23 protein-coding genes are annotated in these 22,653 nt (G+C 63.3%); 8 read left to right on the forward strand and 15 right to left on the reverse strand.

All coding sequences use genetic code 11. The annotated features are described in order from the left end of the window. Nucleotides 1-100 precede the first annotated feature (100 nt). Both ettA and ABC729_RS03350 read left to right on the forward strand, forming a co-directional pair. Nucleotides 101-1,777 carry an energy-dependent translational throttle protein EttA gene (ettA, locus tag ABC729_RS03345; RefSeq protein ID WP_495606237.1) on the forward strand — a complete coding sequence of 559 codons (1,677 nt, stop codon included), beginning with the start codon at nucleotides 101-103 and terminating at the stop codon, nucleotides 1,775-1,777. A 154-nt stretch (nucleotides 1,778-1,931) separates the two neighbouring features. Then, entirely contained in the window at nucleotides 1,932-2,636 is a 705-nt protein-coding gene (locus ABC729_RS03350) for a pseudouridine synthase (protein WP_495606238.1), read from the forward strand. 5 nt (nucleotides 2,637-2,641) lie between these two features. Here ABC729_RS03350 and ABC729_RS03355 read toward each other — a convergent pair whose 3' ends face one another. Continuing rightward, complete coding sequence (locus ABC729_RS03355) at nucleotides 2,642-2,770, reverse strand: entericidin A/B family lipoprotein (protein WP_495606239.1); 129 nt, start codon at nucleotides 2,768-2,770, stop codon at nucleotides 2,642-2,644. Nucleotides 2,771-2,834: 64 nt separating this feature from the next. Between ABC729_RS03355 and ABC729_RS03360 the strand changes: the two genes are divergently transcribed. Both ABC729_RS03360 and ABC729_RS03365 read left to right on the forward strand, forming a co-directional pair. Further along, the gene (locus ABC729_RS03360; RefSeq protein WP_495606240.1) at nucleotides 2,835-3,596 is read left to right on the forward strand and encodes a TlyA family RNA methyltransferase; all 762 of its coding nucleotides are present in this window, start codon (nucleotides 2,835-2,837) and stop codon (nucleotides 3,594-3,596) included. A gap of 108 nt (nucleotides 3,597-3,704) precedes the next feature. Continuing rightward, the gene (locus ABC729_RS03365; RefSeq protein ID WP_495606241.1) at nucleotides 3,705-4,196 is read left to right on the forward strand and encodes a hypothetical protein; all 492 of its coding nucleotides are present in this window, start codon (nucleotides 3,705-3,707) and stop codon (nucleotides 4,194-4,196) included. Between the two features lie 46 nt (nucleotides 4,197-4,242). On the opposite strand, the gene ABC729_RS03370 is transcribed toward ABC729_RS03365, so the two are convergent. The 11 genes from ABC729_RS03370 to ABC729_RS03420 all read right to left on the reverse strand — a co-directional run bounded on the left by ABC729_RS03370 (nucleotide 4,243) and on the right by ABC729_RS03420 (nucleotide 17,414). Beyond that, entirely contained in the window at nucleotides 4,243-5,751 is a 1,509-nt protein-coding gene (locus tag ABC729_RS03370; protein ID WP_495608633.1) for an AMP nucleosidase, read from the reverse strand. Nucleotides 5,752-5,894: 143 nt separating this feature from the next. After that, a complete protein-coding gene (locus tag ABC729_RS03375; RefSeq protein WP_495606242.1) occupies nucleotides 5,895-6,983 on the reverse strand; it encodes an ATP-dependent 6-phosphofructokinase in 1,089 nt (362 codons plus the stop codon). A 166-nt stretch (nucleotides 6,984-7,149) separates the two neighbouring features. Beyond that, a complete protein-coding gene (locus ABC729_RS03380; RefSeq protein ID WP_495606243.1) occupies nucleotides 7,150-7,623 on the reverse strand; it encodes a VOC family protein in 474 nt (157 codons plus the stop codon). A 143-nt stretch (nucleotides 7,624-7,766) separates the two neighbouring features. Further along, complete coding sequence (locus ABC729_RS03385; RefSeq protein ID WP_495606244.1) at nucleotides 7,767-9,380, reverse strand: M56 family metallopeptidase; 1,614 nt, start codon at nucleotides 9,378-9,380, stop codon at nucleotides 7,767-7,769. Then, nucleotides 9,377-9,838, reverse strand: a complete 462-nt coding sequence (locus ABC729_RS03390) for a BlaI/MecI/CopY family transcriptional regulator (protein WP_495606245.1) — start codon at nucleotides 9,836-9,838, stop codon at nucleotides 9,377-9,379. Before ABC729_RS03390 ends, ABC729_RS03385 begins: the two co-directional genes overlap by 4 nt. 12 nt (nucleotides 9,839-9,850) lie before the next feature. Beyond that, entirely contained in the window at nucleotides 9,851-10,924 is a 1,074-nt protein-coding gene (locus ABC729_RS03395) for a phosphotransferase (protein WP_495606246.1), read from the reverse strand. A gap of 13 nt (nucleotides 10,925-10,937) precedes the next feature. After that, nucleotides 10,938-11,723 carry an SDR family NAD(P)-dependent oxidoreductase gene (locus ABC729_RS03400; RefSeq protein WP_495606247.1) on the reverse strand — a complete coding sequence of 262 codons (786 nt, stop codon included), beginning with the start codon at nucleotides 11,721-11,723 and terminating at the stop codon, nucleotides 10,938-10,940. A gap of 81 nt (nucleotides 11,724-11,804) precedes the next feature. Further along, complete coding sequence (locus ABC729_RS03405) at nucleotides 11,805-12,569, reverse strand: glucose 1-dehydrogenase (protein ID WP_495606248.1); 765 nt, start codon at nucleotides 12,567-12,569, stop codon at nucleotides 11,805-11,807. A gap of 180 nt (nucleotides 12,570-12,749) precedes the next feature. Beyond that, nucleotides 12,750-13,712 (reverse strand): ribonucleotide-diphosphate reductase subunit beta, encoded by a 963-nt coding sequence (locus tag ABC729_RS03410; RefSeq protein WP_495606249.1) that lies wholly within the window; start codon nucleotides 13,710-13,712, stop codon nucleotides 12,750-12,752. A 138-nt stretch (nucleotides 13,713-13,850) separates the two neighbouring features. Next, a complete protein-coding gene (locus tag ABC729_RS03415; RefSeq protein WP_495606250.1) occupies nucleotides 13,851-16,865 on the reverse strand; it encodes a transglycosylase domain-containing protein in 3,015 nt (1,004 codons plus the stop codon). A gap of 111 nt (nucleotides 16,866-16,976) precedes the next feature. Further along, the gene (locus ABC729_RS03420; protein WP_495606251.1) at nucleotides 16,977-17,414 is read right to left on the reverse strand and encodes a GtrA family protein; all 438 of its coding nucleotides are present in this window, start codon (nucleotides 17,412-17,414) and stop codon (nucleotides 16,977-16,979) included. Nucleotides 17,415-17,514: 100 nt separating this feature from the next. Here ABC729_RS03420 and ABC729_RS03425 point away from each other — a divergent pair, with 100 nt between their 5' ends. Further along, the gene (locus ABC729_RS03425; protein WP_495606252.1) at nucleotides 17,515-18,528 is read left to right on the forward strand and encodes a class I SAM-dependent methyltransferase; all 1,014 of its coding nucleotides are present in this window, start codon (nucleotides 17,515-17,517) and stop codon (nucleotides 18,526-18,528) included. A 9-nt stretch (nucleotides 18,529-18,537) separates the two neighbouring features. Here the strand turns inward: ABC729_RS03425 and ABC729_RS03430 are convergent, their stop codons facing one another. After that, nucleotides 18,538-18,837 carry a type II toxin-antitoxin system RelE/ParE family toxin gene (locus tag ABC729_RS03430; protein WP_495606253.1) on the reverse strand — a complete coding sequence of 100 codons (300 nt, stop codon included), beginning with the start codon at nucleotides 18,835-18,837 and terminating at the stop codon, nucleotides 18,538-18,540. Nucleotide 18,838: 1 nt separating this feature from the next. Continuing rightward, a complete protein-coding gene (locus ABC729_RS03435; protein ID WP_495606254.1) occupies nucleotides 18,839-19,039 on the reverse strand; it encodes a hypothetical protein in 201 nt (66 codons plus the stop codon). Nucleotides 19,040-19,183: 144 nt separating this feature from the next. Between ABC729_RS03435 and dapF the strand changes: the two genes are divergently transcribed. The 3 genes from dapF to ftsY all read left to right on the forward strand — a co-directional run bounded on the left by dapF (nucleotide 19,184) and on the right by ftsY (nucleotide 22,487). After that, on the forward strand, nucleotides 19,184-20,041 hold the full coding sequence (dapF, locus tag ABC729_RS03440; protein ID WP_495606255.1) for a diaminopimelate epimerase: 858 nt from the start codon (nucleotides 19,184-19,186) through the stop codon (nucleotides 20,039-20,041). A 137-nt stretch (nucleotides 20,042-20,178) separates the two neighbouring features. Then, nucleotides 20,179-21,375 (forward strand): tRNA (N(6)-L-threonylcarbamoyladenosine(37)-C(2))-methylthiotransferase MtaB, encoded by a 1,197-nt coding sequence (mtaB, locus tag ABC729_RS03445; RefSeq protein ID WP_495608634.1) that lies wholly within the window; start codon nucleotides 20,179-20,181, stop codon nucleotides 21,373-21,375. Further along, the gene (gene ftsY / locus ABC729_RS03450; RefSeq protein ID WP_495606256.1) at nucleotides 21,375-22,487 is read left to right on the forward strand and encodes a signal recognition particle-docking protein FtsY; all 1,113 of its coding nucleotides are present in this window, start codon (nucleotides 21,375-21,377) and stop codon (nucleotides 22,485-22,487) included. Before mtaB ends, ftsY begins: the two co-directional genes overlap by 1 nt. Here the strand turns inward: ftsY and ABC729_RS03455 are convergent. Then, nucleotides 22,459-22,644, reverse strand: a complete 186-nt coding sequence (locus ABC729_RS03455; RefSeq protein ID WP_495606257.1) for a DUF2256 domain-containing protein — start codon at nucleotides 22,642-22,644, stop codon at nucleotides 22,459-22,461. The two genes, ftsY and ABC729_RS03455, sit on opposite strands and share 29 nt — an antisense overlap. Nucleotides 22,645-22,653: the final 9 nt, after the last annotated feature.

The following is a 22,653-nucleotide window of genomic DNA, read 5'->3' on the forward strand; positions in this document are numbered from 1 at the left end:
AGACCCCACCCTCTAACCCCACCCCCCGATTGCACCGGGCTGCCCGCTGCGGTACAAGGCCCGCAAACCTTTTGCAGACGCTTATCTGAAGGATGCCCCCATGGCCGCGTATCAATATGTCTATGTGATGAAGGGTGTGACCAAGGTCTATCCCGGCGGCAAGAAGGTGTTCGAGAATATCTGGCTGTCCTTCTATCCGGGTGCCAAGATCGGCGTGCTGGGTGTGAACGGTGCCGGTAAGTCGACCCTGCTGAAGATCATGGCCGGGCTGGACAAGGATTATAATGGCGAGGCCTGGGCCGCCGAGGGCGTCAAGGTTGGTTACCTGCCGCAGGAACCGCAGCTGAACCCCGCCAAGAATGTCTGGGACAATGTCATGGAGGGCGTTGGCCCGACCAAGGCGCTGCTGGACCGGTTCAATGAAGTGTCGGAGGCCATGGCCGATCCCGATGCCGATTTCGACGCTCTGATGGCCGAACAGGCCGATTTGCAGGAAAAGATCGACGCGGCCGACGCCTGGGACCTGGACCGGACGGTCGAGATCGCCATGGACGCCCTGCGCTGCCCGGCGGGCGATGCCGATGTGTCCAAGCTGTCGGGCGGTGAAAAGCGCCGCGTGGCGCTGTGCAAGCTGCTGCTGTCCAAGCCCGACATGCTGCTGCTGGACGAACCGACCAACCATCTGGACGCCGAGAGCGTGGCGTGGCTGCAGCGCTTCCTGGCCGACTATCCCGGCACCGTGGTGATGGTCACCCACGATCGTTACTTCCTGGATGCCGTCACCGGCTGGATCCTGGAACTGGATCGCGGGTCGGGCATCCCGTATGAGGGCAATTACTCCGCCTGGCTGGAGCAGAAGCAGAAGCGTCTGGAGCAGGAAGGCCGCGAAGAAGGGGCCAAGCAGAAGCAGCTGGCCCAGGAACTGGAATGGGTGCGCGCATCTCCCAAGGCCCGTCAGGCCAAGTCCAAGGCCCGTATCCAGGCCTATGAAGAATTGCTGGCGTCGGCCAACCAGAAGGAAAATATCGGCGAAACCCGGATCGTCATTCCCACGCCGCCGCGCCTGGGCAATGTCGTTATCGAGGCCGAGAACCTGCGCAAAGGCTTTGGTGACCGGCTGCTGATCGATGATCTGTCCTTCCGTCTGCCGCCCGGTGGCATTGTTGGTATCATCGGTCCCAACGGTGCCGGTAAGACCACCCTGTTCCGCATGATCACCGGTGCGGAAAAGCCCGATGGCGGCAATTTCCGCGTAGGTGAGACGGTGCAGCTGGGGTACGTGGACCAGAGCCGTGACAGCCTGGACGACAAAAAGAACGTCTGGGAGGAAATCTCCGGCGGTCTGGACGTAATCGAGCTGGGCAAGAAGTCCATGCCCAGCCGCGCCTATGTCAGCGCCTTCAACTTCCGTGGGCCGGATCAGCAGAAGAAGTTGGGCCAGCTGTCGGGTGGTGAGCGCAACCGTGTACATCTGGCCAAGATGCTGAAGTCTGGCGCCAATGTCCTGCTGCTTGACGAACCGACCAACGATCTGGACGTCGAAACCCTGCGCGCGCTGGAAGAGGCGCTGACCAGCTTCCCGGGCTGCGCGGTCGTCATCTCGCACGATCGCTGGTTCCTGGACCGTCTGGCCACCCACATCCTGGCGTTCGAGGGCGACAGCCAGGTGGTCTGGTTCGAAGGTAACTACGCCGATTACGAGGCCGACAAGCGCCGCCGCCTGGGTGCGGAGGCTGACCAGCCGCACCGCATCAAGTACAAGCCGCTGGAACGGTAAGTGCCGTAGGTCAGGTCGAGCCTCAGGCGAGTCCTGACAGATAAGGCCTTCAATCCGTTTCTGTCAGGGCGGGGCTGGCGCCCCGACCTGACCTACGACATGGACCGGGCCGGGGAGCGATCCCTGGCCCTTCCTTCATTCAAGGGGTGCGCCCATGCGCCTTGTCCGCCTGATCGCCAATCTGGGTTATGGCAGCCAGCGCGATGTGAAGATGCTGTTGAAGGAAGGTCGCGTCACGCGGGCCGATGGGTCTGTCCTGTCTGATGGGGACAAGGTCGAGCATGCCGATATCCGCATCGACGGGGAAGAACTGGACCCACCCCAGGGTTCGGTCCTGATGCTGCACAAGCCGGCGGGCTATACCTGTTCCACCAGCGATCCGGGGCGGGTGGTGTATGAGCTGCTGCCGGAGCGGTTTGAATATCGCAATCCCATCATCGCACCCGTGGGCCGCCTGGACCGGGATACGACGGGCCTGCTGCTGCTGACCGATGATGGCCAGCTTCTCCACCGCATCATCTCGCCCAAAGCCAATGTGCCCAAGGTCTATGAGGCGGAACTGGCCCGGCCCCTGACGGGAGAGGAAGCGGCGGTGTTCGCGTCCGGCACCTTGATGCTGAAATCGGAAAAGACGCCGCTGCTGCCCGCCACGCTGGAGGTGTTGGGCGAGAAGCGGGCGCGCCTGACCATTCAGGAAGGGCGTTATCACCAGATCCGCCGGATGTTCGCGGCGGTCGGCAACCATGTGGAAACGCTGCACCGCGTCTCCATCGGCGGGCTGACCTTGGGCGACCTGGAAGAGGGCGAATGGCGGCTGCTGGACGCAAGCGAGGTCGCGTTGGTCTTCAGCGGTTCGTGACCCGCTTACTGCGCGCTTTTCTCAATCGCCTTGCCGGCGCTCTTGATGTCCTTACCCACGCCTTCAACGGTATTGCAGGCGGAAAGCGACAGGGCGGCCATGGCGAGGGTGGTGAGGATCAGGGCGCGTTTCATTGTCTTATCCATGGTTCTGGGACTATCTATCCCGGTTACCCCATTATCGCAAAAGCGTGTAGCCATGTCCAAGCCGCCAAAAGTTAAAGAGCCGAAAGTCAGAGTGGATCAGGCTTTGGTTGATCGCGGCTTGGCCGAAAGCCGGTCCAAGGCGCAGGCGCTTATCCTGGCCGGGCTGGTCTATGCCGATACGCGCCGCATCGACAAGGCCGGCGATACCGTGCCGGAAAGCCAGTTGCTGCTGGTGAAGGGCCAGGACCATCCCTGGGTCAGCCGGGGCGGGCTGAAGCTGGTGAAGGGGCTGGACACGTTCGGGATTGATCCGACCGGGTTCGTGGGCGTCGATGTCGGCGCGTCCACGGGCGGCTTCACCGATGTGCTGCTGACGCGCGGAGCTGCCAAGGTCTATGCCGTCGATGTCGGGCATGGCCAGCTGGCCTGGAAAATCCGGGAGGATGAGCGGGTGGTGGTGCTGGAGAAAACCAACGCCCGCCACCTGACACCGGAGATCATTCCCGATCCCGTCGACATCGTGGTCTGCGATGCCAGCTTCATCGGCCTGGAAACCGTGCTGCCCGCCGCCATGGCCCTGACCAAGCCGGGCGCCTATCTGGTGGCCCTGATCAAACCGCAGTTCGAAGTGGGTAAGGGCCGCGTCGGTAAGGGCGGCGTGGTGCGGGAGCCGGAGCTGCACCAGGAGGTCTGCGACCGCATCCAGGCCTGGCTGGCGGGGCAGGCGGGCTGGACGGTTCTGGGCGTGGTCGAGAGCCCGATCACGGGGCCGGAGGGGAATAAGGAGTTTCTGATCGGTGGACGGCGTAGCTAATCTAAAGTGGCTCAGAAAATCGATCTATTTTGGTAATATGACCAATTGACAGTAATACTAGCTTTGGTATTATTTTCTATCTTCCGTATGTGTGCGTGGAGAGGGGAAATGACTGATCAAATTACGCCTGGAGCATCTCCGGCGCAGATAGATGAAATGAGCGTCCGGCAGAGGAGAGCAGCTGTAAATACATTCTATCTATTTTTGTGGATAATGTTTGGTGTCTCATTTATTTATGGTGTCCGGCTGTACTTTAACTCTCCCGTTCACCCTTCATTTCTGCCTATTGTTGCAGGTGTATTCTCTGCTGCCATATCATTTATGTTGGTGATGTGTTTTCAGATAACATCCGGGAAAATTGATTTGGAGTTATTTACGGTAAAGCTTAGGGGTGCATCAGGACCAATAGCAATATGGTGTTTTTGTTTCTTTACAATATGCTTGGGTTTAAATATGTGTGGGTTTTCTGATGCAGTAAAGGTGGATTATAAATTGCATGACAATAGATCTGTACTTCGTCTTCTGTTTGAAGGTGAGGCCGGAAATTGGAAAGAGCAGGAATCGTTTATAACAATTCCTCCAGACGAGAAGAAAAACTAGGGAGAAGCCGCTAGCTCAAAGATGTGGCCAGCGGCTTCTCTCAATGTTACTGGAACGCCGCCTCCGCAAAGCTGCGCAGCTTGCGGCTGTGCAGCCGTTCCAGGCCCGTGTCGCGCATCATTTCCATGGCGCGCATGCCGATGGCCAGATGCTGGTCCACACGGGCGCGGTAGAAATGGTTGGCCATGCCGGGCAGCTTGATCTCGCCATGCAACGGCTTGTCCGACACGCACAGCAAGGTGCCGTAGGGCACGCGGAAGCGGAAGCCGTTGGCGGCGACCGTGGCCGATTCCATATCCAGCGCGATGGCGCGCGACTGGCTGAACCGCTGCACCGGCTCGCTATGGTCGCGCAGTTCCCAGTTGCGGTTGTCGATGGTGGCAACGGTGCCGGTACGCATGATGGATTTCAGTTCCCAGCCCTTCAGGCCGGTCACTTCCTCCACCGCGTCCTCCAGCGCCACCTGCACCTCGGCCAGGGCCGGGACGGGGACCCAGGTCGGCAGGTCGGCATCCAGCACCTTGTCGTCGCGGACATAGCCGTGGGCCAGGGCATAATCGCCCAGCTTCTGCGTGTCGCGCAGGCCGGCGCAATGGCCCAGCATCAGCCAGACATGCGGGCGCAGGACGGCGATATGGTCGCTGATCGTCTTGGCGTTGGACGGGCCGACGCCGATATTGACGATGGTGATGCCGTTGCCGTCCTTGCGCTTCAGGTGGTAGGCGGGCATTTGCGGCAGGCGCGCCACCTTCTGGCCTGTCGGCTCCTTGCCCGGATGAACCGCCTGGTTCCAGGTGATGTGGTCGCCCGGCTCGATGAATGCCTCATACTGGCGGCGATAGGCCTGGGTGGCCGGATCGTCGGACGGTTCCATCATCTCCAGGCCCCGGCGCACAAACTCATCAATGTAGAACTGATAGTTCGTGAACAGGACATAGTTCTGGAAATGGTCGGGCTTGGTCGCCGTGTAATGCTTCAACCGATGCAGGCTGTAATCCACACGCGGGGCGGTGAACAGTGCCAGGGGGCGCGGCGCACCCGGCGGGGTGATGTGCGTGCCGTTGACGATGCTGTCATCCATATAGACTAGATCGGGCAGGTCGAAATAATCGCGCAGCTGATACAGCCGCTCCGGCGTCAGGTCGCCTTCGACATGCATGCCTTCCGGGTAGGCGAACTGGATGGGGATGGGCGCGTCGCTGACGCCCACTTCCAGGGGCACGCCATGGTTCTTGACCAGCAGGCTCAGCTGATGATGCAGGTAATGGTCGAACAGGTCGGGACGGGTGATGGTCGCGCGGAAAGTACCCATGCCATGGACGAAACCATAGGCCAAGCGGCTGTCGATGCGCGGTTCGCTGTCGATGCGGATCTGAACGAAGGGGTAGCACGCGCGGACACGCCCGCCCAGTTCCTCGCCACGGGCAAAGGCGGAAAACCGGTCACGCAGATATTCAACAGACTGATCATACAGCGCCCGGACACGGGCATAAGCACCATCGGCGTCGGCGAAAGTCTGCACCGACGGATCACGGGTCGAATTTTTGGATGAAATCACTGTGCAAGCTCCTATGAGTTTGCACTTCTTTATGCGCCAACCGGTGGGGGCTGGGAAGGGGAGATTTGATAAAGTTTGATGGAAGAGCCGGAGCGTGATGTTTGTGCAGCACGCCCCGGCAGGTCAACAAAGGGGTCGTGTCAGGCCCCGCCCACGTAAATCCCCAGGCCCCGCGCCGTTTTCACCAGGGTGCCGTCGGTGTCCACGGCGGCATAGGTGGCAATCGCATCCTCAATCGGGATGTCGATAACGCGGCGGTTGGACCAAGCGACCAGACGGTCGCTCTTGCCCTCGGCCAGCAGATCGACCGCCGCCACGCCGAAGGCCGAGGCTAGAACGCGGTCATTATGGCCGGGCGGGCAGCCGCGCTGCACATGGCCCAGGACGGTGACGCGGGTTTCGGCCCCGGTTGCCTCCGCGATCAGGTGGCCGACATAATTGCCGATGCCGCCGTAGCGCTTCTGCCCATCGGTGAATTCCTGCTGCGAGGTGCCGCCCTCCATGGTCTTGGCGGCTTCCGACACCACGACCAGAGCGAAATTGCGCCCGCCAGCCTGAACCCGTTTGATCTTGTCCGCCACGCCCGCCACCGACCAGCGCAGTTCCGGCAGCAGGATGACATCAGCACCGCCGGCAATGCCCGCCGACAGGGCGATATGGCCGGCATCGCGGCCCATCACCTCCAGCACCATGACGCGGGCATGGCTAGCGGCAGTCGGCTGCAACCGATCCAGCGCCTCGGTCGCCACGGCCACCGCTGTATCGAAGCCCACCGACATTTCGGTGATGCCCAGATCATTGTCGATGGTCTTGGGAATGCCGATCAGTTTGATCCCGCCGATATGGGCCAACTTGCGCAGGATGGCCATGGACCCGTCTCCGCCAATGCCGATCAGGCTGTCCACGCCCAGTTCGCGCAGGCCCCCGATAATCTCCTGGCTGCGGTCCTTCTTGGACCCGTCCGCCATGGGATAGGCGAAGGGATCGCCCTTGTTGGTGGTGCCCAGGATGGTGCCGCCCTGGCGCATCATGGCACCATCGACGCGGTTCACATCCAGGTTCACATAGCGCACGGGCCGGGACAGCAGCCCTTGCGTCCCATCTTCGATCCCCACCACCTCCCATCCATAATGGGCGGCGCGGTGGACGGCGGCGCGGATCACGGCGTTCAGGCCGGCGCAATCGCCGCCGCTGGTCAGGATTCCGATACGCTTGGCAGCTGCGGTCATTATTCCCCCCTGGTCTTTGACGCCAGCGTGCCAGGAATAAGGGGCCGGGGGCAATACCGTAGGTCAGGTCGAGCCGGAGGCGAGCCCTGACAGACATGGCCTTCGATCCTTTGCTGTCAGGGCTCGGGCTGACGCCCTCGACCTGACCTACGGCAATATCCTGCTCTCAACCCGCTTCAGCCGCCGCCTCCAGCCCCGCAATGTCGAACTTCACCATCTTCAGCATGGCGTCGGCCACGCGCTTGCTCTGCGCCGGGTCGCCCATCATCAGTTCACCCAGACGCTTGGGCACGATCTGCCAGGACAGGCCCCAGCGGTCGCGCAGCCAGCCGCATTGTTCCACGGCACCGCCCGCCGACAGGGCAGCCCACAGCCGGTCGATCTCCGCCTGATCATCGCATTCGACGATGATGGAGAAGGCGTGGTTGAACGGCTCCATGGGGCCGGCATCAATCGCCATATAGTCCTGCCCGCCCAGCGCGAAGGCCGCAATGCGGACGGAACCGGCGGGGCCGCTGGGGCTTTCGGCGGGCAGGGGCGTGATCCAGTGCAGGGCCGAACCGGGGATCAGGCTGGTATAGAAGAGCACCGCTGCTTCCATATCCTTTTCAAACCACAGATGCTGTTTCACGCTGGTCATGATTTTCTCTCCGTCAAAGGGTCCCTGCACGCCCATAGGACGGGCCAGCATGCGTTGATCCGACAGCGTGCGAATAAAAAAAGGGCGCCCCGTTTTCGGGGGCGCCCAAGGTACAGCCGTTTCACGTCGATGGGGATCGAGGGTTAAGCGGCTGGGCCGAACCACATGCTGTCAAGCTTTCCTTCGGGCGTGACCAGGACCCACCAGTCGCGGACGCCCTTTTCATAGGTGGCGCGATAGACGTCCATGCCGCCTTCATCCACGCGCCGGAACTCCAGGCCCTTCAACTCACCCAGCGGCAGCATCTCCTTCTGGATCTTGGGCAGTACCGCGATCACGCCATCGGCGCGGTCGGCGATGATGCTGTCCCGGTCGATCTTGCCGGCCTTGATCTGGGCGATATGGGCACGCAGGGCGGCTTCACTGCCGGGTAGGGGCTTGTTGGACTTCACCCGGTTCGCCAGGGCCGTTTCCAGCGCCCTGCCGGTGGCATCGTCGATGCGCGGGGCCGGCAGTTCATGGCCGTTCTGGTGCAGAACCACACCCGTCACCTTGCCCGCCGCATCCATCTGGAAGCTGCCCTGCATGGGCATATCCTTGGCGAAGAACTTGGTCGGGCTTTCGGGCAGGAACTCCATCGGGTTCTGGCCGATGACATTGGCCATGAAGCGGGTGCCGTCGCGATAGACCTTGATGGGTCGGCCCGTGGCGAAGGGCATCTCGTAATAGCCCACAAACTTGTCATAGGCCGCCGGGTCCATGGCGATGGCTTTGCGCGGCTTCTGCTGTTCGGTCATGCGTTCGGCCACCATGGGATCGACCGTGTCCACGCCGGTCGTGCCGGCGGTAGCCATGGCGGCAGGGGCCAGCAGGGCCAGGACCAGTGCCCAGCGCCGCGCATTCATCCTGAGCGGCAGGGCACCACCTTGCAGGATACGGTCAACACGGGTGGCAACGGTGGCAGGGCGGGCCATGGCCAGACCGGCGGGCAGGCGGCGAGCCTTTGCGGCCATCTCCACCAGGATTTCTGCGTAATTCAAGCGATCCTCCATCTGTTCAAGAGCGTCGGTATCGCTGTTGGCCTCGGCAAGCTCAGCGAGATGGTTATTGAGCCACCAGGCAGCCGGGCTGAACCAGAAGACAGCCCGGTGAAAGGTGGCGATAAGCAGCGTGTAATAATCACCCCGTTCAACATGCGAGGCTTCGTGCGCCAGGACGGCCCGGCGCTTGGCGTCGGTCCAGCGACCGTGATCGGGTGGCAGCAAGATGGTCCCGGCGATGGTCAGCGGTACGGTGATCCGGTCGGACACCCGCACGTCGCGGCCCTGCGTCCAGGCGGCGGACAGCGCCATCGCCGCATTGCGCAGCCGCAGGCTGATCAGGGTGCCCGCCGCCAGACGCAGCAGCATCCCACCCGTCACGGTCATGTAGAGCGTAAATCCCAGGGTGCCCCAGTCCACCCAGGCCAGCCGGTCGATCTCCACAGGCCCCGCCGCCGTCGCCCCCGTCGGCGCCGTCCCCATCAGCGCCACGGCAGGCCGCAGCCACAGCCGGATGCCATCCATCGGCACCACCAGCGCCTCTGCCGGTGCCAGCCGCATCAGGACCGGCATGATCAGCGAAAAGCCCAGGACCCCGACCCAGACGGCCATCTGCGTGAACGGGTTGGTCACCCGCAGCAGCCGAAGGACGCCCCAGGCCAACCCCATCAGCACGGCCGACCGCAGGGCCGCCTCCAGCAGCAAGGACAGCATCATTTCTCCTTTCGGCGGGCCTTATCGATCTTCTCGGCCAGGGCCTGAAGCTGTTCGGGCGACAGCATGTCGGTTTCGACCATGCCGACGACCACATCCTCCGCCGACCCGCCACAGAACCAGTCGACGATGCGTTTCACGGCACGCGCGGCCACGCGGTCGCGCCCCTCGGCGGCGCGATAGATGAAGGTCCGGCCCTCCACGTCATGGGTGAGATATCCTTTCTCCTCCAGACGCTTCAGGACGGTGCGAACCGTGGACTCCTTCAACGGGCGGCTGAGCATCTCTCGCACCGCATCGGCGTTGACGGGCCCGCGCCGCCAGACAAGGTCCATGATCTCTCTTTCAAGATCGCCCAGGTCCGACGGATTGTGATCTTGTGTAGCGCTATCGTTCATAGTGCTACAGTCTGTAGCATTGTGGAGTGTCGTTGGCAATGCGGAATCTGCACCGATCCGCATTGCCAATCGTTGTTAGGAAACCTTGTCCGACACGAACCGCCAGCCTGTCCCCGCCGCTGCCCGTGCAACCTCGCCATAGGCCAGGGCCTTGCGGTCGGCGGCATTGCCGGCCAGGGCGCGGGCATAAACACCCTGGCAGATGGCGGCGATGCGGAAGAAGGCGAAGGCAAGATAATAGGGCCAGTCGGGGATGCCGGCCCGTCCGGTGCGCTGACAGTAGGCGGCGACATAATCCGCCTCTGACGGGATGCCCGTCCCGGCCAGATCGATGCCCTTCAGCCCCGGAAACTGCTTAATGCCCGCCGGTAGGTGGTAGGCCATGCAATTATAGGCCAGGTCGGGCAGGGGGTGGCCCAGGGTCGCCAGTTCCCAATCCAGGATGGCGACAACACGGGGCTCCGTCCGGTGCAGCATCAGGTTGCCCAGACGGAAATCACCATGCACGATGGTGACCTCTTCCCCCGCCGGCACGGCGCGCGGCAGCCACTCCATCAGCCGTTCCATGGCCGGAATATCGCTGTCGCCCTTGGTGGCCACGAACTGCTTCGACCAGCGCTCGACCTGCCGCAGAATATATTGCTCTGGCTTGCCGAAATCCGACAGGCCCGCCGCCCGCCAGTCCACGCTGTGCAATGCCGCCAGCGTGGCATTCATGCCGTCATAGATGGCGGCCCGGTCGGTAACACTGAACCCGTCCAGCGCCACATCCGACAGGACGCGCCCGTCAATATGGTCCATCACATAGAAGGGCGTGCCGATGATGCCCGCATCCTCGCACAGCAGGCGGGCATTGGGTACGGGTGCCGCACTGCCGGCAAGCGCCCGCATGGCGCGGAATTCCCGCTCCACCATATGCGCGCTGGGCAGCAGCTTGCCCGGCGGCTTCTTGCGCAGCACGAAGCGCGCGCCGGATGCATCGGTGATCAGGAAGGTGGGGTTGGACTGCCCGCCCTGGAACTGCTGCACCAGGGCCGGCCCCTGGAACCCGTCCAGGTGGGCGGACAGATAGGTGTCCAGTGCCGCTTCATCGAACCGGTGCTGCGGCAGCACATCGATCAGGACGGCCGCGCCCTTGCCTTCGTTCATGTCCGGGCCCCGCTTACAGGATCGTGGGATCGGCGATGGTCGCACCGCCATCGGCCACCAGCAACTGTCCCGTGACGAAGGCACCGGCGGGGGCCGCCAGCATCAGGGCGACGCCGGCAATCTCTTCGGGCTTTCCAAAGCGGCCCAGCGGCGCGCGGCGCATCACGGCCTTGGCAATGTCGGGATTGTCGGTAAGGGCCTTGGCGAAATCCGTCTCCACAATGCCGGGTGCGATGCCGTTGACGCGGATATTGGCGCGGCCATGTTCCACCGCCAGATTACGCACCAGGGCCGCTTCCGCCGCCTTTGACACGCCATAGGCACCGATCACCGGATTGCCGCGCAGGCCGGCGATGGAGGACAGTATGATCACTGACCCGTCCTTACGCTCCGCCATGCCGGGGATCACCATGTTGCACAACTGCCAGGTGCTGCGCAGGTTCGACCCCATGATCTTGTCCCAGGCATCATCGCTGACGCTGGCTAGCGGGCCATAGACGGGGTTGATGGCGGCATTGGCGACCAGGATGTCAATGCGGCCCCATTGCGCCAGCGTGGCATCGACCAGGGCCTGCAAATCCTCCTTGCGGCCGATATTGCAGGCGACAGAGATGGCCTCGCCACCCGCCGCCACAATCTCGTCGCGCACCAGGTTGCAGGCATCGATCTTGCGCGACGAGATGACGACCTTGGCCCCGGCGCGGGCATATTCCTGGGCAATGGATTTGCCGATCCCGCGCGAGGACCCGGTGATCAGGGCCACCTTGCCGGACAGGTCGAACAGGGGATGCGTGGTCATGAGGTGTTCTTCCTTATGGTTTCAAGGCAAGCCCAGCGGGTCGTTCCCGACCGCTGGAGGCCGGCGACTGAGGGACGCAAATTATTGTGCGGTGGTGCCGCCATCGACGGCGAATTCGGCCCCCGTCACGAACGGGCTTTCGTCCGACAGCAGGAACAGCACCATGTTGGCGGCATCTTCCGGCTTGCCCATGCGGCCCAGCGGGGCCGTGCGCTCCAGCCGGCGGCGCATCTTTTCCGGGTCGGGCGCCACGTCGATCATCTGCTGCACCAACGGCGTGTACAGGAAGGACGGGTGGATGGAATTGCAGCGGATTTCATATTTCTGCTGCGCACACCACATAGCGACCGACTTGGTCAGCAGGCGCACCGCCCCCTTGGCAGAGCAATAGGCGGCAAGGTCGGCGGCACCCGACAGGCCCGCGACGGAGGAGACATTGACGATGGAGCCGCCGCCCGTCTGCTTCATGGCCTTGATGGCGTATTTGCAGCCCAGGAAGGTGCTTTCCACATTGACCGCATGAACGAAGCGCCAGCCTTCCAGCGTCTCATCCTCGATATTATGCAGGGAGCCGCAGCCGGCATTGTTCACCAGACCGTCCAGCCGGCCATATTTCTGGACCACATGGCCGATGACCTCGACCCAGCGGTCTTCCTTGGTCACGTCCTGGGCCAGGAACTCCGCCCTGTCGCCCAGTTCGGCGATGGCAGCCTCGCCACCCGTCACATTGCGATCGGTGACCACCACCCTGGCGCCCTCGCGCAGGGCCGCGCGCGCCGTGGCCAGCCCGATGCCCGAAGCGCCCCCCGTGATCAGGACGATCTTGTCCTGCAGGCGTCCCACCATGATCATTCCCTCCCCAATGCACGCGCCGGATCGTGCCGGCCGCTTCTCAAACGTTTGTTTGAATGTAGGGGAAAGACAGGCGGGGGGCAACAGCGAAGGCTGTTTTCATCAACTGTAATATGTCGGGAAAGACAGGCGGGCGGGGGCCGATGATTGTCGCATCCCCCGCCGACCGGATCATCAATCGCCGAACGCTTCTTCCCAGCTGCCCTTGGTGGCGGCCTTGGAATATTCGGTGGCGCGGTTTTCGAAGAAGTTGGTGTGTTCCACGCCGTTCAGGATGGCGTCCATCCAGGGCAGGGGGTTCTTCTCGGTCTTATAGATGGGCTGCAGGCCCAGCTGTGCCAGACGGCGGTCGGCGATGTAGCGGATGTATTTCTTCACATCCTCACCGTCCATGCCCTTCACGGCCCCCATCTCGAACGCCAGATCAATGAAGGCGTCCTCGTGATGAACGATGGTTTCGCAGGCGACGTAAAGCTCGCGCTGGAAATCCTCGTCCCAGATCTCGGGGTTCTCGCTGATGAAGGTCTTGAACAGCTGGATGATCGACTGGGTATGCAGGCTTTCATCGCGCACCGACCAGGTGACGATCTGGCCCATGCCCTTCATCTTCCCGAAGCGCGGGAAGTTCATCAGGATGGCAAAGCTGGCGAACAGCTGCAGGCCCTCGGTGAAGGCACCGAACACCGCCAGGGTCTTGGCGATGTCCTTTTTGCTGTCGACATTGAACTCATGCATATAGTCGTACTTATCCTTCATCTCCTTGTAATGAAGGAAGGCGGAGTACTCAACCTCGGGCATGCCGATCGTGTCCAGCAGGTGGCTATAGGCCGCAATATGCACCGTCTCCATGGCGGAGAAGGCGGCCAGCATCATGCAGACCTCGGTCGGCTGGAACACGCGGCTGTAATTGCGCATGTAGCAATTATTCACCTCGACATCGGCCTGGGTGAAGAATCGGAAAATCTGCGTCAGCAGGTTCCGCTCACCGTCCGTCAGGTTATTGCGCCAGTCCTTGACGTCATCGGCCAGCGGCACTTCCTCCGGCAGCCAATGGATTCGCTGCTGCGTCAGCCAGGCCTCGTAGGCCCAGGGGTAGCGGAAAGGCTTGTAAACCGGGTTCGGCGTCAGCAGGGACATGGCACCAGCACTAGATATGGGGGGTGGAGGCCGTAAGCTAGCACAATGGGCGGCGGGGGAAAGGGGTCTTTGCCTGTGAATGATGTGGATAAAGGGGATGGCCGAAAGGGTGGGGTGGACGTAGGTGAGGTCGTGTGCCTACCGCCCCCGCTCCGCCGTCTGCGTCTCGGCGTTCAGCAGCGGGTTCAGGGCAGGGGCCAGTATCTTCAGCAGCTGTGAGGGCAGGGCCGACGTGAAGCGATATTCCGCCGCCTCCGGCCCGTGCACATGCGCGGTGATGACCCCGAAGAAACGGTCGCCGATATAGAAGACGAAGGTGGCGGTGCGATTGACGACGCGGCTTTCCAACACCACGCCGCCCGGACCATAGCGTTCGAAGCGGTGATCACCGGTACCGGTCTTGCCACCGATCGGCATTTCCCCGCCATCGGCGGATGTGAAGGCACCTTTCACGCGGCGCGCGGTGCCATTATCCACGATGTCGCGCAGGTGACGGCGGACCACGCGGGCGACCGCCGGCTCCATCACCTGCTCCGCCCCATCCAGCAGCTTGGCCGGCACGAAGCTGGTCTCATAGGGTGTGCCGGTGGCGAAATGCAGGCGGCCGACGCGCAGGGTAGGCAGGCGCACGCCATCATTCAGGATGACGCCCATCAGTTCCGCCAAGGCACCGGGCCGGTCGGCGGAGCTGCCGATGGAGGTGGCGTAGCTGGCGATCAGGCTGCCGAACGGATAGCCAAGGCGCGTCCACTCCTCATGAATGCGGTTGAACGCCTCTTCCTCCAGCACGATGCCGATGCGTGTGTCCTGCGCCTGTTTGGACCGGGACGTGAACAGCCATTTGTAGCTTTCCTGACGCGGAACGCTGCTGTCCTTCAGCATCTCCCCGCGCTGCGCCTGCCGGCTGTCCTGAAGATATCCCACCAGCCACAGTTCCAGCGGATGCACGCCGACAATATAGCCCCGGTCGTTCAGCGACCAGCTGTCGGGATTGTAGCGGTCGAACAGCGCCTTCACCTGTGCCTCCGGCGGGCCGCCGGCGGGCATGTGGCGGTTCAGGAAGATGCCAAGATCCTCCGCCGTGGCGTTGGGCAGGGCGGAGCGGAAAATGACCGACAGCCGGTCGGGCGTGGCCCGGATGCGCTTGGCCAGCTTGTCGAGCGCGGCCTCCGGCTCCAGCCCTTTATAGTCGGACCAGAACTTGTTGAGGTATGCGCTGCCTTCCTGATCGGCGAACTGTGCCAGATAGGTGCGGCGGGCCGGGTGGCGGGGATCATCCATCAGATCGTCGCGGCTGTCCGGCCCCTCGGCGATGTAATGGTTCACGATATCCCGCATCATGCGGATGAAAACGAGGTTGACCGAATGCCGGAACGCCTCCGACACGGTGATGACCTTGCCATCATCCTTGTCGTCGAAATTCCCGAAACTGTGCAGGCCGCCGCCCGTGAAGAAGCGTTCGGCAGGGCTGGCCGAATATTCCCGCTCCATGGCGAGGTCCAGCAGGGGCGCGATGCCGATGCTGGGATTGGCCGCCATGGTGCGCAACACCCATTGCGTCAGCCGGTCGGGCGCCTCCAGGGCTGCCGCCTCCAGCTCATAGGTTTCGCGCGTGATGTAGCGGGCATGCAGCCGGGCGATGATCTCCAGATAGGTGACCAGCGTGCGCAGCTTGGCCGTGGAACCAAGGTCAAGCTTGGCCCCCTCGTTCAAATCCAGCGGCTGTGGCAGCGTATCCACCTGGACGCGGACCAGATTGGCCTCGGCCGTGCGTTCGAACAGGGTCACGGAATAAACGATGCGGGCCGGGTCGGCATTGTTCAACAGCCGGTCACCGACCAGGCCCAAGGCCGCCGCCTGCCCCGGATCGGCCAGCTTCTTCAGCGTCTCTGTCACCCGCGCCTGGGTCGGCTGGTCCAGGGTCGTATCGACGGCAAGGTCGAGCCGATCCAGCGCATAAAGGCTGGGCACACCCAACATGCCCAGAAGGCGGGCACGGATGGCGTTGGTGGCCTTCTGCTCCACAAAGCTCGGCTCCGGGATATCCGGCGGCGCGTCCTTGAAGCGCAGGGGGAAGAAGCGGGCGGCATCGGCCAGGGGGGCGGAGATGACGGACGCCTTTTCCAGCAGGGTCAGGTGGATATTGGCCAGATCGTTCAGCGCCTTACGACCATTGGCCCCCAGATAGGCCGATGGCCGGCGTTGGGCCAGCAGCAGGCTCAACACCTGCTTATAGACCACGGCCTGGACCTGCAAATCCTCCTCGGTCCGGGGCATACCGCGCAGGATGCGGTTGGCGACCGCAAAGTCGGTGCCGTACCAGGCCCAAAGACCATCGCCCAAGCCGTTGACCTCCCCCACGCCGGGGCGGGCGGAAAGCGGGGTGGAGTTCAGATAATCCACCAGGATCTGATGGCGCACCCGCGTCGTGTCCGGCCCGCCCTTATAGGCGCGGACGGAGGCCGACATCATCTGCCGCAGCTTTTCCACCCCGCTGCCCGTCCGCCCCTCCGGTGAGTGCCGGTATTTCTCGATCTGGGTGGCCAGGGTGGAGCCGCCGGCGCGCGGGCTGTCCGGGTCGATGAATTTCAGGGGGATGTTGATCAGCGCCAGACCGAACCGGTCCCATTCCACCGCCGGGTTGCGGTTGGGGTAGGTATTATCCAGCAATTCCCGGTTCTCGATGAACAACAGGGTCTCCGCCACCAGCTTCGGCACCTCGTTAAACCCGGCATAGGTGCGTTCGGGATAACGCGCGTCGAACAGGGGATTGCCCATCTGATCGCGGATGGACAGGCCGCCGGACGTCTTCTCCGGGTACGGCGCGAAGCCGCCGAAATCCATGTAGTCGCGTAGCTGCTGGCTGGGCCTTGCCTGTAAATCCACACGGTAATCGGCGGCCACCAGCCGCTCCACAAAGCTGGGCAGGGAGGCGTATCCCAGGCGGGCATCATAGGGCCCCTGGCCCGGAAAGCGGATATCGGGGTTGGGGCCGGGTTCCACCCGCCAAGTCAGGTCCCGCCCGAACCGGGCCAGCACTTCCGATTGCAAGGCGGAGGTCCGGCTTTCCTGCCACAGCGCGGCACCGGCACCGGTTGCCAGCGCCAGGGTCATGCCCCAGGTCATCCAGCGATAGAACCGTGCCGATGGCATGTGTGAAAAAGCTCCCCGAACCCCTTGTTATTGAAGCATGCATAGCATGGGCACAAACGGGTCCGCCACCGGTGGCTTGCGCCCTCTGTCTTATGGATGTGCCCGGTCACATCAGGCGTTGCGGAAGACCAGCTTCTTCGACAAGACAAAGTTGAAAACCAGCCCCGAAACACTGCCCGCCGCCACGCCAGCATAGGGAAGAAGGGCCGTCAGTGCCTCCGGCCACAGGCCGATGCCGGCAATCACCCAGGGGCCGACCTTCAGCACCAGGACATAGACGCCGTAATTCACCACCGCGCCCACGGCATTGGCCGCCAGGAACCGCGCCCATTGCCGGATAGCCCCGCGCCGGCTGACGCCGGTAAAGGTGAATTTCCGGTTCATGTACCAGGTGAAGGTGGCGGCCATCAGATAGGAGAAGACGCGCCCGCCATAGGGATCAAGGCCCAACAGATGCAGGGTCACGGCCAGCGATGCCATATCGACAAACAGGCCGCCGACGCCGATCAGGGCGAAGGTGGCGAACTGGCGGGAGACAGGTTTGCTCATGATGGCCGGTGGCGTTGATGAAGTGGCCCTTTGCTACACGGTTTCGCGCGCGCGGTCACGCCACTCGACACCGGCGGGCGGATGGGTTACGCGTTCGGCCATGTCGATCGCCAAAGCCCTCCACCACCCGTTCGCCGCCGGCATGCTGCCCTTGCCGGTGTCGGGCTTCATCCTGAATGTGCAGGCCGATGCCGAGTTGCCGCCCGGCTTTCGGGCGCTGACCTGCGTCACCGGCTTCAAGCCCGCGCATGACGCGCTGACGGCGAGCGGCTTCCGCGTCATGCAGAGCCTGCCCGACGGCGAGTATCAGGCGGGTCTCTGCCTGATGACCAAGCACAAGGCCGAAAGCCTGGCCAGCATCGCCCAGGCCTGGGACGCCTTGCCCGTGGGCGGGCTGCTGGTCTGTTCGGGCGACAATGATACCGGCGTCACCAGCTTGATGAAGGCGGTGAAGGGGGCCTTTGGGGAGGTGGAAAGCCTGTCCAAATACCATGCCCGCGTCTTCTGGTGGCGCAAGGGTGCCGGCGAGGCACCCGCTGTTCTGGCCGATTGGCGGGCGGGCGGGGCCGTGCGCCCCGTGGCCGCCACCGGCTTTACCGCCGGTCCCGGCATGCATGGCTGGAACAAGATCGATATCGGGTCGCGCCTGCTGGCGGCCCAGTTTCCGGGGGCTATCCGGGGACGGGTGGCCGATCTGGGGGCGGGCTGGGGCTATCTGTCTGCCGAACTGCTGCGCGCCGCACCGGGCCGGGTGACGGGACTGGATTTGTATGAGGCCGATGCCGCGTCGCTGGCGGCTGCTGCTGTCAATGTGGCCCCGCTGGCGGGGGGTACGGTCCTGAAATACCATTGGGCCGATGTCACGACGGGCCTGCCGCGCGGCCGCTTCGATTGGGTCATCACCAACCCGCCCTTCCATGCCGGCAAAGCCACCGACGTGACGCTCGGCAGCCAGTTCATCACCCGCGCCTCAGAAGCGCTGGGCAGCGGCGGCACCATGCTGCTGGTCGCCAACAAGCATCTGCCCTATGAGGCGGTGGTGGACAAGCACTTCAAATCCCGCCGCACAGTGGCGGAGGCTGATGGGTTCAAGGTGATTGAGGGCAAGCGGTAGGGAGCGGGCCTATTCATTTTCCTGCCGGTATTGCGCGGCGTGCCAGATGCGCAACACATTTAACGAGTTTTCATCTGTCAACACCCGATACACAATAATGTAGGGTTGAACTGTTACCAACTCGCGTGTGTCGGGGATCGTGCCAATCCGGCCCCGGTACGGGAAGTCCGGTAGTTGCTCAGCGGCTTGTCGCAAACGCTTGGATATCCTTGCAGCAGCGTGTGGATTGTCCTTCGCGATATGGCTGATCAATCGGCTCAGGTCTGCCAGCGCGGCAGGGCGCCAGACCACTTTCTTTGCTATCGGCACTTTAACTCAACAGACGAGCGACCGGTATCGGTGCATCAAAATTGCCGGCTTCAATTTGCTTTAGCCAAGCCACCACCTCTTCATGCGGAATTCCGCGTGGATCGGCCAACGCCTCCTCCACCGCCGCCTTGAACGCCGCAAGTTCGGCTGGGTCGCTGGGGGGCCAGTCAAACTCAGATTCAGTCTTCTGAAGGGGCCGCATTGTCATGCTCCGTGGCGCATCTCCATAATCTTGCATTAATCCAGTTGCGTTTCAATCCGCGTCCACGCCCCACGCCGCCCGTGCATTCCCGCCCCGTCCGCACCGCCGTTTACGCCTCGGGCTCCGGGGCTTATATAAGGCGTCATGACGATACCGTTTTTGAAGATGCACGGGCTTGGTAATGACTTTGTGGTCATCGACGCCCGCACCCAGCCTGTCCCCCTGACGGCGGCCCACGCGCGCGCCATTGGCGACCGTCGCCGGGGGGTGGGGTTTGATCAGTTGATCCTGATCGAACCGCCGCAGGACAAGGCGGCCGACATCTTCATGCGCATCCTGAACCCCGATGGCAGCGAGGCCGGGGCCTGTGGCAATGCCACGCGCTGCGTTGCCTCGCTGGTGGGGGGGGATTTGGGCCGGGATGAGCTGGTGATCCAGACGGTTTCCGGGCTGCTGCGCTGCTGGCTGCATGAAGATGGCACGGTGACGGTCGATATGGGGCCGGCGCGGTTGGATTGGCAGCAGATACCCGTGGCGGAACCTTGCGACACCCTGCATCTGCCGGCCTCCGCCGGGCCGCTGTCTGATGGTGTCGGCGTCAATATGGGCAATCCGCATGCGGTGCATTTCGTGCCGGACGCAGAGGCGGTGGACCTGACCCAATGGGGTCCGCAGCTGGAACGCCATCCCTTCTTCCCCGACCGCGCCAACATTGAGGTGGTGAGCGTCACCGGCCCGGCGTCGGTGCGCATGCGTGTCTGGGAACGCGGGGCCGGGATCACCGATGCCTGCGGGTCGGGTGCCTGCGCCGTTGGCGTGGCCGCCATCCGCCGGGATCTGGTGCAGGGGCGCCGTGTCTCCGTCACCCTGGATGGTGGCGTATTGCATATCGAATGGCGGGACGATGGTCATGTCCTGATGACCGGGCCGGTCGCCACCTCCTTTGCCGGGACGCTGGGGCCTGAACTGTTGGGCCCCGAAATGATTGGAGAGACGCTGTGAGCGTCGATACCAGTCTGGCCGAGGCCGAACATGTGCATGAAAGCGGCGAGGGCGGCCCGCCGGAAGTGACGGGCGGGGCGGGGGAGCCGACGCTGGTTACGTTCGGTTGCCGCCTCAATGCATATGAGTCCGAAGTGATGCGCACGCATGCGCGACAAGCCGGGCTGGATGATGTCGTCATCGTCAATACCTGCGCCGTGACGGCGGAGGCGGAGCGGCAGGCGCGGCAGACCATCCGCCGCCTGCGCCGCGAACGACCGGGATCAAAGATCATCGTCACTGGCTGCGCCGCGCAGGTCAGCCCGGAAAAGTTCGCGGGCATGGGCGAGGTTGACCATGTGCTGGGTAATGACGCCAAGCTGACCGCCGCGCCGTGGGCTGAGTTTGGCACAGGGCAGGCCGAACGCGTCGTCGTCAATGACATCATGAGCGTGAAGGAAACCGCCGGCCACCTGATCCAGGGGATGGAGGGGCGGGCGCGGGCCTTCGTGCAGGTGCAGAATGGCTGCGACCATCGCTGCACCTTCTGCATCATCCCCTATGGTCGCGGCAATTCCCGGTCGGTCCCGATGGGGGAGATTGTGGCCCAGGTCCGCGCCCTGGTGGACAGCGGCTATAATGAGGTCGTGCTGACCGGCGTCGATGTCACTTCTTACGGTGCCGACCTGCCGGGCAAGCCGTCGCTGGGCCAGATGGTGCGCCGCCTGCTGGCACTGGTGCCCGATCTGCCGCGCCTGCGCCTGTCATCGCTGGATGCTGTGGAGATGGATGACGATCTCTGGCGTCTGGTGGCCGAGGAGCCGCGCCTGATGCCGCATCTGCACCTGTCGCTTCAGGCCGGCGACGACATGATCCTGAAGCGCATGAAGCGCCGGCATCTGCGCGGCGATGCCATTGCCTTTGCCGAAAAGGCGCGGGCACTGCGCCCCGACATGGTGTTCGGTGCCGATATCATCGCCGGCTTCCCCACGGAAACCGAAGAGATGTTCCAGAACAGCCTGGATATCGTGGAACAATGCGGCCTGACCTGGCTGCATGTTTTCCCCTACAGCCCGCGCCCCGGCACACCCGCCGCCAAGATGCCACAGGTGCCAGGGCCGATCCGCAAGGAACGCGCCGCCCGCCTGCGCGCCGCCGGAGAGGGGCAGGTGGCCCGTTATCTGGCATCACAGGTGGGTCGTTCTGCAAACGTATTGATTGAACGTCGGGGGTTGGGCCGTAATGAAGGCTTTGCCGAAGTGGCGGTTCCCGATCATTATGAGCCCGGAATGATTATCCGCTGCACCATGACCGGCGTGGCCGGCACCCAACTGACCGCGCGAGTCCTCGACTGATGCTGAACTGGTTCAAGAAGAAACCGACCACCGACACTCCGGCTGTTGCACCTGTCGTGGAACCGGTGCCAGTGCCGGTGCCGGTAGAGCCGGCACCCCTGCCGGTCGCGGTAGAGGACGAACCCGTTGCGGTAGCCGCCCCGGCACCTGCCCCGGTGGCAGAGGTTATCCCGGAACTGGAAGACCAGCCGGAAAAGAAAAGCTGGTTCTCCCGTCTGAAGGATGGCCTGTCCAAATCCACCAGCCGTCTGACCGAGGGCATTACCGGCATCTTCACCAAGAAAAAGCTGGATGATGAGGCGCTGGAGGAGCTGGAAGAGCTGCTGATCCGCGCCGACCTTGGCCCTGTCACGGCGGCCCGCCTGACCGCCGGTCTGGCCAAAACTCGGTTCGGCAAGGAGGTTTCGGCGGAAGAGGTGAAGGATTACCTCGCTACCGAATTACAGAAGATTGTGGAGCCGGTGGCCCAGCCGCTGGTCATCGACGCGGGCAAGAAGCCGCATATTATCCTGCTGGTCGGTGTCAACGGCACCGGCAAGACCACGACCATCGGCAAGCTGGCGCGCCAGTTCCGGGATGAAGGTAAAACCGTCTGGCTGGCCGCCGGTGATACGTTCCGTGCGGCCGCCGTGGCGCAGTTGAAAGTCTGGGGTGAACGCACGGGATGTCCCGTCGTTGCGCGCGATACGGGTGCCGACGCGGCGGGCCTGGCCTATGACGCGGTCGAACAGGCCACCAAGGCGGGTGCGGATGTGCTGCTGATCGATACGGCGGGCCGGTTGCAGAACAAGGCCGGCCTGATGGAAGAGCTGCGCAAGATCGTGCGCGTCATCAAGAAGCTGAACCCCGAGGCCCCGCACACCACCCTGCTGACGCTGGACGCCACCACGGGCCAGAACGCGCATAGCCAGATTGAGGTGTTCAAGGACATGGTCGCCATCAACGGCCTTGTCCTGACCAAGCTGGACGGGTCGGCGCGCGGCGGCGTGCTGGTGGCGCTGGCAGAGAAGTTCAAACTGCCCGTTCACGCCATCGGCGTGGGCGAGGGCGTCTATGACCTGCGCCCGTTTGAGGCGAGAGGCTTCACCCGCGCCCTGGTCGGGCTGGAGTAACAGCGGCCCCGCCTGTCCGGTCCGGCACCTTGCCGCGCCGGCAGGCGTCGGAGCAGTATTTCACCTGTTCCCAGTCGCGTGCCCATTTGCGCCGCCAGGTAAAGGGTCGGCCACATTGGATACAGGTCTTGGTCGGCAGGTTGGTCTTGTGATGCATGATGGTCCT

Source organism: Niveispirillum sp. CC-CTL257, from assembly GCF_059489915.1.

Coding starts and splice junctions, on each gene's coding strand:
- ABC729_RS03355 (WP_495606239.1), bottom strand. CDS start 2,770: ATGAAACGCGCCCTGATCCTCACCACCCTCGCCATGGCCGCCCTGTCG.
- ABC729_RS03380 (WP_495606243.1), bottom strand. CDS start 7,623: ATGACCAGCGTGAAACAGCATCTGTGGTTTGAAAAGGATATGGAAGCA.
- ABC729_RS03425 (WP_495606252.1), top strand. CDS start 17,515: ATGTCGATCGCCAAAGCCCTCCACCACCCGTTCGCCGCCGGCATGCTG.
- mtaB (WP_495608634.1), top strand. CDS start 20,179: ATGCGCACGCATGCGCGACAAGCCGGGCTGGATGATGTCGTCATCGTC.
- ABC729_RS03420 (WP_495606251.1), bottom strand. CDS start 17,414: ATGAGCAAACCTGTCTCCCGCCAGTTCGCCACCTTCGCCCTGATCGGC.
- ettA (WP_495606237.1), top strand. CDS start 101: ATGGCCGCGTATCAATATGTCTATGTGATGAAGGGTGTGACCAAGGTC.
- ftsY (WP_495606256.1), top strand. CDS start 21,375: ATGCTGAACTGGTTCAAGAAGAAACCGACCACCGACACTCCGGCTGTT.
- ABC729_RS03385 (WP_495606244.1), bottom strand. CDS start 9,380: ATGATGCTGTCCTTGCTGCTGGAGGCGGCCCTGCGGTCGGCCGTGCTG.
- ABC729_RS03400 (WP_495606247.1), bottom strand. CDS start 11,723: ATGACCACGCATCCCCTGTTCGACCTGTCCGGCAAGGTGGCCCTGATC.
- ABC729_RS03390 (WP_495606245.1), bottom strand. CDS start 9,838: ATGCGGATCGGTGCAGATTCCGCATTGCCAACGACACTCCACAATGCT.
- ABC729_RS03365 (WP_495606241.1), top strand. CDS start 3,705: ATGACTGATCAAATTACGCCTGGAGCATCTCCGGCGCAGATAGATGAA.
- ABC729_RS03350 (WP_495606238.1), top strand. CDS start 1,932: ATGCGCCTTGTCCGCCTGATCGCCAATCTGGGTTATGGCAGCCAGCGC.
- ABC729_RS03415 (WP_495606250.1), bottom strand. CDS start 16,865: ATGCCATCGGCACGGTTCTATCGCTGGATGACCTGGGGCATGACCCTG.
- ABC729_RS03455 (WP_495606257.1), bottom strand. CDS start 22,644: ATGCATCACAAGACCAACCTGCCGACCAAGACCTGTATCCAATGTGGC.
- ABC729_RS03395 (WP_495606246.1), bottom strand. CDS start 10,924: ATGAACGAAGGCAAGGGCGCGGCCGTCCTGATCGATGTGCTGCCGCAG.
- ABC729_RS03435 (WP_495606254.1), bottom strand. CDS start 19,039: ATGCGGCCCCTTCAGAAGACTGAATCTGAGTTTGACTGGCCCCCCAGC.
- ABC729_RS03375 (WP_495606242.1), bottom strand. CDS start 6,983: ATGACCGCAGCTGCCAAGCGTATCGGAATCCTGACCAGCGGCGGCGAT.
- dapF (WP_495606255.1), top strand. CDS start 19,184: ATGACGATACCGTTTTTGAAGATGCACGGGCTTGGTAATGACTTTGTG.
- ABC729_RS03405 (WP_495606248.1), bottom strand. CDS start 12,569: ATGGTGGGACGCCTGCAGGACAAGATCGTCCTGATCACGGGGGGCGCT.
- ABC729_RS03360 (WP_495606240.1), top strand. CDS start 2,835: ATGTCCAAGCCGCCAAAAGTTAAAGAGCCGAAAGTCAGAGTGGATCAG.
- ABC729_RS03410 (WP_495606249.1), bottom strand. CDS start 13,712: ATGTCCCTGCTGACGCCGAACCCGGTTTACAAGCCTTTCCGCTACCCC.